The sequence below is a fragment of the Micromonospora sp. NPDC000442 genome (assembly GCF_042898635.1).
GTDB lineage: Bacteria > Actinomycetota > Actinomycetes > Mycobacteriales > Micromonosporaceae > Micromonospora.
On the sequence record NZ_JBIAYZ010000007.1, the window covers coordinates 1 to 14,404 of the forward strand.

Below are 14,404 nucleotides of genomic sequence, written 5' to 3' on the forward strand. Positions count from 1 at the left end.
TCCCCTACCGCAAACCCACCGACGGCAGCGAACTACCCGACTGGAAGAAAGACCTGAACAAGCAGCACCGCACCGTCCGAGCGCAGGTCGAACACGCCCTGGCCCGCATGAAGAACTTCAAAATCCTGCGCGACTACCGCCGCGCCGCCCACACATTGACCGACACCGCATCCGGCATCGCCCACCTCCACAACATCATCCTCACCGGATGACACCAACATCGTTACCCGGCAACGCCTCCACCGAGTTACGAGACGTCCTTTAGGCGACCCCGTGGGCGGGGGCGGCGGTGGCGCGTACGGAGGTGAGGATCGCGTCGATGCGGTCCACGTCGGCGGGAACCCGTGCCCTATACGGCTCGTCAGTCAAGGTACTCCCGATGGGCGAGGTCGGCGCGGTGTTGGGCCTGGAGGTCTCCCGGTTCGGCCGCTCGAGCGCCGACCTGACCAGGCTGATGGAGCTGGCCCGGTTGACCGACACGCTGCTGATCGACACCGACGGCGTGTACGACCTGGCCAACGTCAACGACCGCACCCTGCTCGGCCTCAAGGGGCAAATGTCGGAAATCGAACTCCATTTCCTGGACACGATCACCCCCGAGCAGATCGGCATGGCCGTCGGTGCGGCCGAGGAGGTTGCCGAACGGCACACCCGCAGTCACCGAGCCGTGGAGCTGGCGGTGCAGCAGGCTCGCTACGAAGCCGACCGCGCCGAGCGGGCCTTCAGCAATGTGGAACCGGAAAACCGTTTGGTGACAAGGACTTTGGAGTCGCGGTGGGAGGCGAGACTCGCCGCGCTGACCGAGGCGGAGGCGGCGCTGGCCAACGCGCAGGCCGCCAAACCGGCCTTGCCGGCCACCACCTCGTTGCAGGCCCTCGCGCAGGACCTGCCAAGGTTGTGGCACGCCGAGACCACCAGCCCCTGCGACCGGAAACGGCTGCTGCGCAGCCTGATCGCCGATGTCACCCTGCTGCCCGAGCCGGATGCGCAGACCATGCGGATCGGGGTGCGCTGGCACACCGGTGCCACCGGCGAACTGGCCGTCGCCCGCCCCGGTCCCGGCCGCACCCCGATGGCGGCATTGAAATTGATCCGTCAGCACGGCGCCACCCACACCAGCGCCGAACTCGCCGACATGCTCAACACGGCCGGACTGACCACCGGCAAAGGCAAGCCATTCACCGCCGGAGGCGTCGCCCGGGTCCGCGACGCCTACAAGATCTTCGGTCCGCGCGCCGTTGCCGTCCAAGCCGGCGAGGTCAGCGTCAAACAGACCGCGACCGAGCTCGGCATCCCCGCCGACGCGGTCTACAACTGGCTGCGTCTCGGGCAGGTACCCGCGCGGCGCGGTCCGAGCGGACGCTGGTGCATCCCCTGGGATCCGGCCAGCCGGGAGATCTACCAGCAAAAGGTCGCCGCGTCCTTCCGACTCACACCGGTCCGGCCCACGACGTCCGAGGCCAATGTGAATGATGCAGTACTGCGACGTGCCCCCACCGCCGCCCACGTCGACCGGCCAGGGCTGACCCATCAAACGAGCGGTGCCGGGCCCGCTCCAGCACCGGCACCGCCGTGCTGAAGAAGCCGAAGGCGAATGAGCTTGACCTCGCCCCAAGGGCATGGCCCAGGCTGGGCGGGTGGACGACGCGGACCTCATGCTGCCCGGCGAGTTCGGCGCAGCGACCCGGCTGTCGTCGAAGGCGCTGCGGCTCTATGCCGAGCAAGGGCTGCTGGTGCCGGTCGGCATCGACCCGGCCACCGGCTACCGCCGCTATCACTGCGACCAGCTTTCCCGCGGTCGGCTGATCGCCCGGCTGCGCACCTTGGATCTGCCGCTGGCCCGCATCGCCACTCTGATCGAGCTGAGCCCACAAGGCCGCCAGGCTGAACTGCGCGCGTGGCTGGCCGCCCAGGAGGCCCAACTGCGGCGCCGGCGTGAGCTGATCGAGGCTCTCGACGGTGCCGCCGCACCGACCACCGTCCGTCCAAGACTGCGAGCGAGGCCACTCCGCAAGCTGCTGTGCCAGGAACGGCGCGTACACATCGGCGAGCTGGACACCTTCGTCACGGAAGCGCAGGGACGCATCCGCGACCGGCTGCAGACGGTCGGCCTGCCGCACAACGGGCCAACGTTGGTGCACTTCCACGGATTCGTGACGCACGACAGCGACGGACCCGTCGAGATCGCAGTACCGTTCACCGGCTCCATCGAACCCGTCGATGACCTGCGAGTCCGACTGTCGCCGGCCGGCACCGACATCTACCTGCCGGTCGCCGAAGCCGACGCGGGGTTCCCCGACATCCTGCGCGCCTACGAGACGGTGGAGGCATGGATCGACGCGAACCGCTTGGTAAGCCTTGCCAGCCCGGTCGAGATCCGGCCCGGCACCGACGGTGCCCTCCTCGACGTCACCTACCCCATCTCGACCAACGAAAGAAATTGAAACATGCACCCCTACATCGGGTCCGGACCCTACTGCTACGCCAACTCGCTGGCCATGGCCCTGGGGCCCACAGCCCCTTCGCCATCGATCATCGAAGTGCTCACCGGCTCGCCGTTCGGCATGCACCTGCTCGGCGGACGGGTGCCGCTTTTCAACCCGCACGGCTGGGACGACCGCGGCATCGACGACGCAATCGCGCTGCTCGGCTGGACTTGCCGACGGCAGAACTCCGACGACGGCGAACAAGCCTTGGCGAAACTCGAGGAGGCCGTCAAGACCGGCCCTGTCCTGGCCGGACCGCTGGAAATGGGCCTGCTGCGTCATCTGCCCGGAATGACCGGGCCGATCGGGTCGGACCACTACGTTGCCGTCCTGGAAGCCGACGACACACTGGTCCGGTTCCACGATCCGCACGGCTGCCCCTACGCGACCCTGCCCACCCAGGATTTCCTGGCCGCGTGGCGCGCCGACACGATCACCTTCTACCGCGCCGAGCCGTACACGATGCGCGGCGACTTCCAGCAGGCCCGCGTGATCACCACCGACGCGGCGCTGCGCACGGCCCTGCCCGGCGCGGTCGCCTGGCTGCGCGGGCGCGACGACCTCGCCGTGCCCCCCGGCACCACTGGCGGCGCCACCGCCGTGCACCGCCTCGCTGACCTGGTCACCGACGGACTTGACCCCGACACACACGATCACCTGACGCAGTTCGCGATCCGCGTCGGCGCTCGGCGGCTCACCGATGCCGCGACCGCGCTCACCAGCATCGACCGCGACGAAGCCGCCGCCATCGCTACCCAGCAGGCCCGGCTGGTCGGCAGCCTCCAGCACGACCTCGTCAACGGACACACGAACGCCGCCGCCCAGACGTTGCGGCAGCTCGCGCCCACCTACGAACAACTGGCCAACCTGCTCAGCTGACACCGCCACACCCAGAGCGCCCGACCGACGGTAACCTCCAACCACGACAGACTGGGCTGACGCCGACCACCCTGGCAAGCCCACCGGACAACCGAAACCGTTCGAATCCCAACAGCAACCGCAGAGAAGGCAGTATGAAGCGCCCGTCGGGGGCGAACAGCGACTCCGGGCCATGTGGGGTGATCTCGGCGAACGGCGACTCGTAGAGCGGCCGATCTCCATGGCACCGTTCTGGGTCAGGTGACCGATGATCATGTGGATGAAGTGGATCTGGTTTCTGGTCAGCGTCTGTCCGTCGAGGAACTCGTTGAACGCCTCGGTGGCGGCCTCGCGGTCCATGCCGACCATCGACCGGATGAACAGCCCCAGCCCGTCGGCCGATCGCCGGGCGCGCTCGATGTCGTCGGCGGCACCGACACCGCCCTCGGCGAGCATCCGTTCCAACTCGACGAGGTCGGTGGGGGAGAGCTGCCGGTTGCGGCGCAGCTTCTGCAACGCCATGTGATCCTCGTGCTGGCCCAGGTAGGCACGCGCCTTGATCCGGAACCGCTCATAGTCGGTCCCGACCCGCGCCTGCGGAATGGCGATCTCGGTCAGCTCACCAGTTGGTCGACGAAGTCGGTGTAGACGATGGTGCGCTTGCCCCGCTCGATCAGGCGCACGAGAGACCGGAACCGGCGTCGCACCAACTCCAGCATCGGCAGGGTGACGTCCTGCCACCACTCGTCGCTGGCGACCTCGTCCAGCAGCTCTCGGTCGGTGCGGTCGGGCGGTCGGCAGCCGCCAAGATGGTGGCCGACGTCATTTGATGCCGTGGAGGAAGCAGGCGGCCAGGTCCCGCAGCCGGTCGAGGCTCGCGACGTAGTAGCTCTCGGGTTCTGGCCGGGGGAAGCTGGGGTGCGCGGTATGCCCGGCAACCCAACTCGGGATCGAGCGACAGCCCTCCACCAGCCACTGGTCGGGCGCCTCGCGGCGGTCGTACCGCTCACAGACGACGCGCATCGCCGCCGCCAGGCGGGCGATGGCCGCGCGATCCCATTCCAGATCGATGCGTAGCTGCAACAGGAAGGAGCCGTCATCGGCCCCGAACTCGCTCCGCAACACGGCGAGCGCTTCTTCGACCGGCTGCTCGCGTCCTCCGCTCACGAGGGCAGCGTAGCCAGCCGAAGCTGCTCGCACCGATGACCGTCTGGCAATCTTGGCCGGATGGATCTGACGGAAGAGTTCGAGTGGCGCGGACGTACGGTCCGATGGGGTCGGACGGGTTCCGGGCCCGCCGTCGTGTTGTGCCACGGGACGCCGTGGTCGTCGCAGTTGTGGGGCCCCTACGCCGAGGCCCTGAGCGACCAGTTCACGGTCTACCTGTGGGACATGCCCGGTTACGGGCTCTCCTCGAAGCTGCCAGAGCACCGGGTGTCGCTGGACGTCCAGGGTGAGTTGCTGGCCGACCTCCTCTCGTACTGGGAGCTGCCGTCCCCACATGTCGTGGCGCACGACTACGGCGGCGCCGTCGCGCTGCGGGCTCGTCTCCTGCACGGCTGTTCGTTCGCGTCGCTGGCGCTTGTCGACGTGGTGGCGCTCGCTCCCTGGGGGTCGGATTTCTTCCGGCTGGTACGCGAGAACGCCGACGTTTTCAGCGCCATGCCGCCCGCCGTCCACGAAGGAGCACTCCGGGCCTACATCGCCGGAGCCAGCCACCGGGGTCTCACACCCGACCAGATGCAGGCACTCGTGTCTCCGTGGCTCGATGCGACCGGGCAGGCCGCTTTCTACCGGCAGATCGCCCAGGCGGACCAGCGCTACACCGACGAGATCCAGGACCTTTACCCCCGTCTGGACCTGCCGGTCCTGGTGGTGTGGGGCACGGACGACACCTGGATTCCGGTCGACCGTGCCCACCGACTGACCGACCTCATCCCGGGCGCCCAGCTCAAGCTGATCGAGGATGCAGGTCACCTGGTCCAGCTCGACCAGCCCGTACAACTGGCCATGACGCTGCACCGTTGGCTCACCGCGCAGGCCCTGCTGGGCCGGTGATTCGTGATCGCTGGCGCCCAGGAGCACGGCAGCACGTACCGGAAAGCACTGGAATGAGCGGCCCGCTCACCTAAGCCGGCAGGTCGGCGCGTACCTGAACGTCATCGCCTCGCATGATCGACCCGGACTCTATGCGAAACTCCCGCTGGGTGATCTCCCGGGGCGCGTGCTCTGCCATAGCCTCACGCTAGGGGAGGAAGCTGCGACTCGCCCGGATCGTGGGTCAGGTCGTGCCGGGGGGTTGGCCGTGCCAGCGGGCGCGGTAGGCGGCCTCGTGGGTCTCGTGGGCGGTGCGCTCCTCGAAGACCACCGCGCGCAGCGTGTGCCGGGCCTCGGAGATCAGGATGACCTCGGCGAAGACCAGGCCGACGCAGATCGCGGTGAGCAGGCCGAGGGCGGCCAGGCCCGGCATCGGCATGGCGACCGGGACGCCGATGACGAGGACGACAAGCGTGGCGACCCGGGTCCAGGACAGCGTGTGCAGGGTGCGTAGCTGGAAGAGCATGTTCCCGAGCAGGTAGAGGAACACCCCGCCGAACAGCATCGGCACGTCCGGCCCATGCGCCGGCTCGGTCACCGGTACGCCGGGTTCGGCGACTTCGTGCACGATGCCCTCGGCGCCGAGGGCGAACAGGATGATCCCGGCGATCATCGGCAGGTAGAGGTAGGCGTAGGCGTCGCGGGCCATCAGCACCCGGGCGGGACCGAGGGTGGCGTGCAGGGCGATCCGGGCGGCCGGGCCGATCAGGTCGTAGTGCGCCCACCAGAGGGCGGCGGTGAAGAAGATTCCGAGCACGGCGGCGGTCACCCCAGGCCAGGTCGGTGCCTGACCGAGCAGGTTGCTGCCGACGCCGACGGAGATCACTGATTCGCCGAGCGCGATGATCAGGATCAGGTCGTACCGTTCGGTCCAGTGCTCCGCCGAGGTCACCTGCCAGCCCCAGGTGCGGGCCAGCAGCCCGGTGCCGTACTGGAGCAGCACCACGCTCACCCAGAGCGCGTCCCGAACGAGGGCGGCGGTCCCGGCATCGGCGATGTGGGTGGGTAGCAGCGCGGCCACCAGCAGCAGAATGGTGCTCAGCGCCAGCTCGGGGGCGTACCGGAGCAGTTGCCGGCGTTCCGCCGGATCGTTCCGCACGACGTGCAGGAACAGGATCAGGTGGATGGCCCGGATGACCACGTAGCTGACCGCGACCACGACCGGCCCCGCCTCGTCCTTGTGGTCCATGAACGCCTGCGGCAGAGCGAGGGCGAAGCAGAACAGCGCGGCCATCCCGACGACCATCAGCACCGGCACGAAGCCCTCGCCGATGCGGATCCGGGTGGCCACCACCGTGTGCACCACCCAGCACCACCAGAGCACGGCCAGCACGAGGGCGGCGTGCAGCAGTTGGCGGCCGTTGATGTTGGCGGCGGTGGCGCGGGTGATGATGAAGAACGAGAAGACGAAGACCAGGTCGAAGAAGATCTCGAACTTGTCGACCCGGGCGCCGGGTGCGATGCCGACGGCCGGCCCGAGCCGCCCCCGCCAGCCCATGTCGCCCACGCGCTGAGTCTGGCAGCGCTGGCCTGGGCGTACGCCCGTTTCCGATCAGTCCGGCCGGCGGTACCGCAGGCCGTCCATCAGCAGGTCGAGCAGGCGTTGGGCCTGGTCGCGCTGCTCCCGTCCACCGGCGGCGAGCGAGACTCCGCTGAGTCCGGCGAGGACGTCGCCGGGGTCCACGTCCGATCGGACGGTGCCGGCCGCCGCGCCCGCCGTCAATAGTCGGTCCACGGCCGCGATCAGCCGGTCCCGGCTCTGCGCGAACGGGTTGGTGCCGGCCGCGATCACCAGCCGCAGCGCGTCGGCCATCTCCCGCTTGGTGGCGAGGTAGTCGATGAAGTGGTCCATCCAGGCCCGGGTTGCTACCTCCGGTGGCAGCCGTTCGAGTAGCTCGGCGGCGGAGTCGCAGAGGCGTTCCAACTCGTTGCGGTAGGCGGCCTCGACCAAGGCCTCACGGGTGGGGAAGTGTCGGTAGAGCGTGCCGATTCCCACTCCCGCGTCCCGGGCGATCTGCTCCAGGGTTACCTCCGCATCGGACCGGGAAAACGCCCGGACGGCCGCCTCCAGCAGTCGCTGGCGGTTGCGCAGCGCGTCGGCGCGCAACGGTCGGGATGGCTGCTCCGGCACGTACTCCTCCTGACAGTCGACCTCCGTCCGGTTGGCAAACGGAGGGGCCTCCGGTTAGCCTGGTGGTAACGGAGGAGCCTCCGCTTCTGATCGTAGCGGCGGACAGACCCGCCGCACATCTGAGACAAGGATGGATCATGACCATCGGCACACCTGTCAGCACCCCGTTCACCGCGGAGTCCACCGCGCTGGAGGTCGTCGCAGGCATTGACCTCACCACCCGTCGGGTCGTCGTCACCGGCGGTGGGTCGGGCATCGGCGTGGAGACCGCCCGGGCGCTCGCGTCCGCCGGTGCCGACGTCACCCTCGCCGTCCGCAAGCGCGAGCAGGGCGACCAGGCGGCGGCGCAGATTATCGGTACGACCGGCAACGACCGGGTCTCCGTGGCCCCGCTCGACCTGGCCGACCCGGCCTCGGTTGCCACCTTCGTGGCGAACTGGGACGGCCCGCTGCACATCCTGGTCAACAACGCCGGCCTCATGGCCTCGCCGGAGATGCGTACCCCACAGGGCTGGGAGATGCAGTTCGCCACCAACCACCTGGGGCACTTCGCGCTCGCCACCGGACTGCGCCCGGCACTCGCCGCCGCGCAGGGCGCCCGGATCGTCTCGGTCAGTTCGGCGGCGCACCTGCGCTCGCCGGTCGTCTTCGACGACATCCACTTCGAGCGCCGGGCCTACGAGCCCTGGGCCGCGTACGGGCAGTCCAAGACCGCCAACATCCTCTTCGCCGTCGAGGCGAGCCGGCGCTGGGCGGACGACGGCATCCTGGTCAACGCGCTGCACCCCGGCACGATCCGCACCAATCTTCAGCGGTACGTGACCGAGGAGGAGCTGGCCAAGCTGCGCGCCCAGAGTGGCCCGGCCGCGCCACCCTGGAAGACCCCGGAGCAGGGCGCCGGCACCTCCGTCCTGGTGGCCACCTCACCCCTGCTCGACGGTGTCGGCGGCCGCTACTTCGAGGACTGTCAACAGGCCGGCCCCAACCAGCCAGGCACCCGCACCGGCGTAGCCGACTACGCCCTCGACCCCGAATCCGCCCACCACCTCTGGACCACCAGCACCCAAACCCTCACCCCCTAGCCCCAGAACCCACCCCACCCACCCTCCCGGGCCGTGGGGCCGCGTTGATCATGAGGTTGGCGGCACGTTCTGAGATCAAAAACGCCGCTAACCTCATGATCAACAGACGTGGGTGGGTGGGTAGGCGTGGGGTGGGTGGGGTGGGAGGGGGCAGTAGGGCGCCCCGGTCCTTGTGGACCGGGGCGCTCTGCTGCTGTGCTGGGGCTAGAGGCCCAGTTCGGCTTCGAAGTTGCCGGCTTCCAGGCGCTCCTTGACCGCGGTGAGGAAGCGGGCGGCGTCGGCACCGTCGATCAGCCGGTGGTCGTAGGACAGAGCCAGGTAGACCATCTGGCGTACCGCGATGACCTCGCCCAGATCCGGGTCGTTCACCACGACCGGACGCTTGACCACGGCACCCGTACCCAGCATCGCCGACTGCGGCGACGGCACGATCGGGGTGTCGAAGAGGGCACCCCGGCTGCCGGTGTTGGTCAGCGTGAAGGTCGCACCGGCGATCTCGTCCGGGCTGATCTTGTTGGTCCGGGTCCGCTCGGCCAGGTCGGCGACCCGCTTGGCGATACCGCCCAGGTTGAGGTCACCGGCGTTGTGGATGACCGGCACCAGCAGGCCCCGCTCGGTGTCCACCGCGATGCCGAGGTTCTCGGCGTCCGGGTAGGTGATCGTCCCGCCGTCCAGGTCCATGCTGGCGTTGACGATCGGGTACGCCTGGAGCGCCTCGATGGCCGCGAGCGCGAAGAACGGCAGGAACGACAGCTTGACACCGTGCCGCTGCTGGAACGACTCCTTGGCCTGCGCCCGCAGCTTGGCGACCTTGGTGACGTCCACCTCGACCACCGTGGTCAGCTGCGCCATCTCGTGCAGCGACGACAGCATCCGCTTGGCGATGGCCGCGCGGATGCGTGGCAGCTTCTCGGTGGTGCCCCGCTTGGCGCTCGGCTGCGGCTTGGCGGCCGGCTTCGTCGGGGTGGCCGCGGCCGGCTGGGCCGCCGCCGGGGCGGGAGCGGCCTTGGCGGCGCGGGCCTTCTCCGCCGCCTCCAGCACGTCCTGCTTGCGGATCCGACCGCCGACACCGGTGCCGTTGACCGAGGCGAGGTCCACGTTGTGCTCGCTGGCCAGCTTGCGTACCAGCGGCGTCACGTAACCGGCCGCCTGCTCGCCGCCGTTGGACGGTGCCGCCGCGCGCTGTGGGGTGGGGGCTGCCGGCTGCGCCGCCTGCTCGGCCTTGACCGGCTCCTGCGCCGTCTCGGCCTCGGCGGCCGGCTCGTTGTACGACAGGCCGGGCGTCGGCTCGGACACCTTCGGCTCCGCCTGCGGCTCGGGCTGCGGCTGCGGCGTCGGCTCGGGCTTGGCTTCCGCCTCGGGCTTCGGCTCCGGCTTCGACTCGGCCGGCGCGCCACCGGCGGCACCGACCACGGCCAGGGTCGCACCGACCTCGGCGGTCTCGTCCTCGGCGACCTTGATCTCCAGGACGGTACCGGCGACAGGTGAGGGGATCTCCGTGTCGACCTTGTCGGTGGAGACCTCCAGCAGCGGCTCGTCGACCTCGACGGTCTCGCCGACCTGCTTGAGCCAGCGGGTGACCGTACCCTCGGTGACGCTCTCGCCCAGGGCCGGCATCTGCACCGGGGTGCCCTCGCCCGACGGCGCCGGGGCCGCCTGCGCCGGCTGCTCGGCCGGCTCCTCGACGGCCGGCTGCTCCGCCTCGGCCTCCGGCTCCGCCGCGGCCTCCGCGGCCTGCTCGGCCGGGGCTTCCTGCTGCTGCGGGGCGGCTCCGCCGCCGGCCGACTCGCCCTCGCCGGAGATTACCGCCAGCTCGCTGCCGACCTCGGCCGTCTCGTCCTCGCCCACCACGATCCGGGTCAGCACCCCGGCCGCCGGGGACGGGATCTCGGTGTCGACCTTGTCGGTGGACACCTCAAGCAGCGGCTCGTCGACCTCGACGGTGTCGCCCTCCTGCTTGAGCCAGCGCGTGACGGTGCCCTCGGTGACGCTCTCGCCGAGCCGGGGCATGGTGACCGATACCGGCATGTTCTCCAGACTCCTTCATTTCCCTGGTGGGGGGAGCGTCGCCCGTCGCCGGACGCCGCGGGTACGTCGTGGTCAGGCGTGCGCGTGCAGCGGCTTGCCGGCGAGCGCGAGGTGCGCCTCGCCCAGGGCCTCGTTCTGCGTCGGGTGGGCGTGCACGAGCTGCGCCACCTCGCCCGGGTACGCCTCCCAGTTGTAGATCAGCTGCGCCTCGCCGACCAGCTCGCCGACCCGCGCGCCGATCATGTGCACGCCGACCACCGGACCGTCCTCGACCCGCACCAGCTTCACGAAACCGGCCGTCTTGAGGATCTGGCTCTTGCCGTTGCCGCCGAGGTTGTAGTTGTAGGTCTTGATCTTGTCAGCGCCGTACTGCTCCTTGGCCTTCGCCTCGGTGAGGCCGACCGACGCCAGCTCCGGGTCGCTGTAGGTGACCCGGGGAATGCCCGCCTCGTCGATCACCGCCGGGTTCTGGCCGGCGATCTCCTCGGCGACGAAGATGCCCTGCTGGAAACCGCGGTGGGCGAGCTGGAGACCGGGCACGATGTCGCCCACGGCGTAGACGTTCGGCACGTTGGTGCGCAGCCGCTCGTCGGTCAGCACGTAGCCGCGGTCGAGCTTCACGCCCTGCTCCTCGTAGCCGAGGTCGGCGGTGTTCGGGCCCCGGCCGACGGCGACCAGCAGCAGCTCGGCCTCGACGGTGTCGCCGCCGGCGATTGTCACCTTCACGCCGTTGTCGGTCTTCTCGACCTTCTCGAACGGCTTGCCGACCTTGAAGTTGATCTTCCGCTTGCGGAAGGCCCGCTCCAGTGCCTTCGACGACTCCTCGTCCTCCGCGGCGACCAGCCGGGGCAGCGCCTCGACGATCGTCACGTCCACCCCGAAGGACTTCCACACGCTTGCGAACTCGACGCCGATCACGCCGCCGCCGAGCACGATCGCCGAGGCGGGGACCCGGTCCAGGGTCAGCGCGTGGTCGCTGGTGATGACCCGCTCGCCGTCGATCTCCAGGCCCGGCAGGCTCTTGGCGTACGACCCGGAGGCCAGCACCACGTTGCGGCCGGTGTACCGCTTTCCGTCCACCTCGACCGCGTTCGGCGCGACCAGCTTGCCGTGCCCCTCCACGATCGTGATCGACTTGTTGCCCTTGAGCATGCCCTGCAGGCCCTTGTAGAGCCGCGAGATCACGCCGTCCTTGTACGAGTTGACCCCCGCCATGTCGATGCCGACCAGTTCGGCCTTCACACCGAACTGCTCCGACTCGCGGGTCTGGTCGGCGATCTCGGCCGCGTGCAGCAGCGCCTTGGTCGGGATGCAGCCGTTGTGCAGGCAGGTGCCCCCGAGCTTGCCCTTCTCCACAAGCGCCACGGAAAGACCCAACTGGGTGGCACGCAGTGCGGTCGCGTAACCGCCGCTACCACCTCCGAGGATGACGATGTCGAAGGTTGCGTCGTTCGGCTCGCTCACGTCCAACTCCCAGGTCGCTTCGCTGCATCGGGGGTCACGGTGGGGTAACACGGACACACCCCACCTCGGCCATCTTGTCACCACCGTGGCGCACCCGCGTACCGAGGTGCCCAACGACACGTTGCCGCCACGTACCCTTGGCTCTGCCTTCGATACGCCACGACTGGGGAGACGGCTCGGTGGGACTGTTCCGGCGAAGCAAGCGGGCACGTGCGGCTGACCCTGACCGTACGGCCAATCGGGCCGATCTGGAGCATCTTGAGAACTTCATCCGTACCCGTAACGGCGTCGAGGCGTACATCGAGCCGCGTACCACCGTCACCGAGACCACCGTGATCCTGATCGCCGACGACGGCGAGTGGACCCGACGCCGGATCGACGGGCCGGACGGCGCGCGGCGGTTCGCGTACCGGCTGAGCATCCCGATCTACGACGTGGCGCTGATGGGCTACCCGCAACGCATGCGCGACTACAACGAGCGCCGCAAACGCCGCCCCGAGCAGTACTGACCCGCTGGAGGGGCCCCTCACCCGACGACGAGGGACCCCTTGCGCACACCTCAGCCGTTGGTGGCTACGTCGTCGATCAGGTGGAGCAGGGTACGGACGGGGACGCCGGTGCCGCCCTTGGTCCAGTAGCCGGTCGCCTCGCCCGAGTGGTACGAGGGACCGGCGATGTCGATGTGCGCCCAGGCGACGTCGTCGGTGACGAACTCACGCAGGAAGACACCGCCCTGGAGCATGTGGCCGGCCCGGTCCATGCCCGCGTTGACCTGCGAGATGTCGGCGACGTCGGAGTCCATTCCCTTGCGCACGTCGTCCGGCAGCGGCATCGGCCAGGCGGGCTCGCCGACGGCGTCACCGGCACCGCGGACCCGCTCGCACAGCTCGGCCGTACCCATCACGCCGGAGATCCGCTTGCCCAGCGAGACGACCTGACCGCCGGTCAGGGTGGAGGTCTCGAACAGGTAGTCACAGCCGTCGGCGCAGGCCCGGGCCATCGCGTCACCGAGGATCATCCGGCCCTCGGCGTCGGTGTTGAGCACCTCCACCTTCTTGCCGTTGAACATCGTGATCACGTCGCCGGGCCGGTACGAGGTCCCCGACGGCATGTTCTCCGCCATCGGCACGTACCCGGTGACCGCCACCGACGGCTTCAGCTCGGCCACCGCCAGCATGGTGGCCGCCACCGCCGCCGCCCCGGCCATGTCGGACTTCATCTCCCACATGCCCTGTGCCGGCTTGATCGAGATGCCGCCGGTGTCGAAGGTGATGCCCTTGCCGACCAGGGCGACCCGCTTGCCGGTGCCGCCACCGTCCGGGGTGTAGGTCAGCTTGACCAGTCGCGGTGGGGCCTCCGAGCCCTGACCGACGGCGATGATGCCGCCGTACCCGCCCTCGCGCAGTGCGACCTCGTCGAGCACCTCGACGTCGAGGCCGGCCGCCCGACCCGCCTCGGCGACCGCGTCGGCGAAGGCCGGCGGGCGCAGCTCGTTCGGGGCGATGTTGACCCAGTCGCGGGTACGCCGGACCGCGCCGGCCACCGTCTGCGCCCGGACCACCTCGGCCTGTGCTGCCGCGTCCGCAGCGTCCGGGACGGCCACCAGCACCTCGGCGACCGGCTCGCGGCGGGTCGGCTGCGGACGGGTCTTGTACCCGGCGAAGCGGTAACCGCCAAGCAGCGCGCCCTCGGCGACCGCGCGCAGCGCGTCGGCGGCGTCGGCGTCGTCGGGCAACGGCAGCGTCATCGCCACCCGGGCCGCGCCGGCCAGGGCCCGCACGGCGGCGCCCGCCGCCCGGCGCAGCGTCTCCGGGGCGGGTGCCGCACCACTGGGCTCCGGGCCGAGGCCGACGGCGGCGAGCACCGGCGCGGTGACCGTGCCCAGCGTCGCCAACTTGATCACCTCGCCCGGGCCGCCGGTCGCGCCGAGCAGCGCCAGCGTCTCGGTCAGCTTGCCGTCGAAGGCGGCGGCGATGCTCTCGGCGCCGCTGGCGAGCAGCAGGGCGCCGGCGGGGCCGCTGGTGGCGTCCTGCTCGCCGGTCGTACTGTGCACGCCGATCACGATCGCGTCGACGGCGAGCTCGGCGGGGTCGGTGTCGACCAGGCTCAGGGTGGTGCTGGGCGATGTCACGGAGGCTGCTCCCGGGCGGGCCGGGCCGGTCGCGTGGTGGCGTACCGGCGGTGGAGTTCCCCGGCGGATGATTTACCCGCCGGACGTCATTGCTGCCCCGCCGGGTCATCCGGCGGTCCCGCCGATG

The 14,404-nt window shown here is 69.9% G+C and carries 13 protein-coding genes and 1 pseudogene; 7 read left to right on the forward strand and 7 right to left on the reverse strand.

Annotated features, from left to right (window positions below):
* The 4 genes from ACFY2A_RS13000 to ACFY2A_RS13015 form a co-directional block, all read left to right on the forward strand.
* Positions 1–212: transposase family protein (locus ACFY2A_RS13000; protein WP_387171324.1), on the forward strand; the 212-nt coding region annotated here is incomplete at its 5' end.
* Between the two features lie 167 nt (positions 213–379).
* Positions 380–1,579: a hypothetical protein gene (locus ACFY2A_RS13005; RefSeq protein WP_387171326.1), complete on the forward strand. Its 1,200-nt coding sequence runs from the start codon at positions 380–382 to the stop codon at positions 1,577–1,579.
* 76 nt (positions 1,580–1,655) lie between these two features.
* Positions 1,656–2,444, forward strand: a complete 789-nt coding sequence (locus tag ACFY2A_RS13010; RefSeq protein ID WP_387171328.1) for a MerR family transcriptional regulator — start codon at positions 1,656–1,658, stop codon at positions 2,442–2,444.
* A gap of 3 nt (positions 2,445–2,447) precedes the next feature.
* On the forward strand, positions 2,448–3,365 hold the full coding sequence (locus ACFY2A_RS13015; RefSeq protein WP_387171330.1) for a hypothetical protein: 918 nt from the start codon (positions 2,448–2,450) through the stop codon (positions 3,363–3,365).
* Between the two features lie 273 nt (positions 3,366–3,638).
* On the opposite strand, the pseudogene ACFY2A_RS13020 reads toward ACFY2A_RS13015, so the two are convergent.
* Together ACFY2A_RS13020 and ACFY2A_RS13025 are read right to left on the reverse strand one after the other, a co-directional pair.
* A pseudogene (locus tag ACFY2A_RS13020) lies at positions 3,639–3,866 on the reverse strand (type I restriction-modification enzyme R subunit C-terminal domain-containing protein); the annotation flags it as partial.
* Positions 3,867–4,166: 300 nt separating this feature from the next.
* A complete protein-coding gene (locus ACFY2A_RS13025; RefSeq protein WP_387171332.1) occupies positions 4,167–4,511 on the reverse strand; it encodes a hypothetical protein in 345 nt (114 codons plus the stop codon).
* Between the two features lie 60 nt (positions 4,512–4,571).
* Here ACFY2A_RS13025 and ACFY2A_RS13030 point away from each other — a divergent pair, with 60 nt between their 5' ends.
* Positions 4,572–5,402: an alpha/beta fold hydrolase gene (locus ACFY2A_RS13030; RefSeq protein ID WP_387171334.1), complete on the forward strand. Its 831-nt coding sequence runs from the start codon at positions 4,572–4,574 to the stop codon at positions 5,400–5,402.
* 223 nt (positions 5,403–5,625) lie between these two features.
* Here the strand turns inward: ACFY2A_RS13030 and ACFY2A_RS13035 are convergent, their stop codons facing one another.
* A complete protein-coding gene (locus ACFY2A_RS13035; RefSeq protein ID WP_387171336.1) occupies positions 5,626–6,948 on the reverse strand; it encodes a low temperature requirement protein A in 1,323 nt (440 codons plus the stop codon).
* 45 nt (positions 6,949–6,993) lie between these two features.
* A complete protein-coding gene (locus ACFY2A_RS13040; protein WP_387171338.1) occupies positions 6,994–7,572 on the reverse strand; it encodes a TetR/AcrR family transcriptional regulator in 579 nt (192 codons plus the stop codon).
* A 137-nt stretch (positions 7,573–7,709) separates the two neighbouring features.
* Here ACFY2A_RS13040 and ACFY2A_RS13045 point away from each other — a divergent pair, with 137 nt between their 5' ends.
* Entirely contained in the window at positions 7,710–8,654 is a 945-nt protein-coding gene (locus ACFY2A_RS13045; RefSeq protein WP_387171340.1) for an SDR family NAD(P)-dependent oxidoreductase, read from the forward strand.
* A gap of 204 nt (positions 8,655–8,858) precedes the next feature.
* On the opposite strand, the gene sucB is transcribed toward ACFY2A_RS13045, so the two are convergent.
* Positions 8,859–10,682, reverse strand: coding sequence for a 2-oxoglutarate dehydrogenase, E2 component, dihydrolipoamide succinyltransferase (gene sucB / locus ACFY2A_RS13050; RefSeq protein ID WP_387171341.1), 1,824 nt, complete (start codon positions 10,680–10,682; stop codon positions 8,859–8,861).
* Between the two features lie 72 nt (positions 10,683–10,754).
* A complete protein-coding gene (lpdA, locus tag ACFY2A_RS13055) occupies positions 10,755–12,146 on the reverse strand; it encodes a dihydrolipoyl dehydrogenase (RefSeq protein WP_363923397.1) in 1,392 nt (463 codons plus the stop codon).
* A gap of 179 nt (positions 12,147–12,325) precedes the next feature.
* Here lpdA and ACFY2A_RS13060 point away from each other — a divergent pair, with 179 nt between their 5' ends.
* On the forward strand, positions 12,326–12,655 hold the full coding sequence (locus ACFY2A_RS13060; protein WP_363923399.1) for a hypothetical protein: 330 nt from the start codon (positions 12,326–12,328) through the stop codon (positions 12,653–12,655).
* 50 nt (positions 12,656–12,705) lie between these two features.
* Here ACFY2A_RS13060 and ACFY2A_RS13065 read toward each other — a convergent pair whose 3' ends face one another.
* A complete protein-coding gene (locus ACFY2A_RS13065) occupies positions 12,706–14,277 on the reverse strand; it encodes a leucyl aminopeptidase (protein ID WP_387171344.1) in 1,572 nt (523 codons plus the stop codon).
* Between the last annotated feature and the right edge of the window lie 127 nt (positions 14,278–14,404).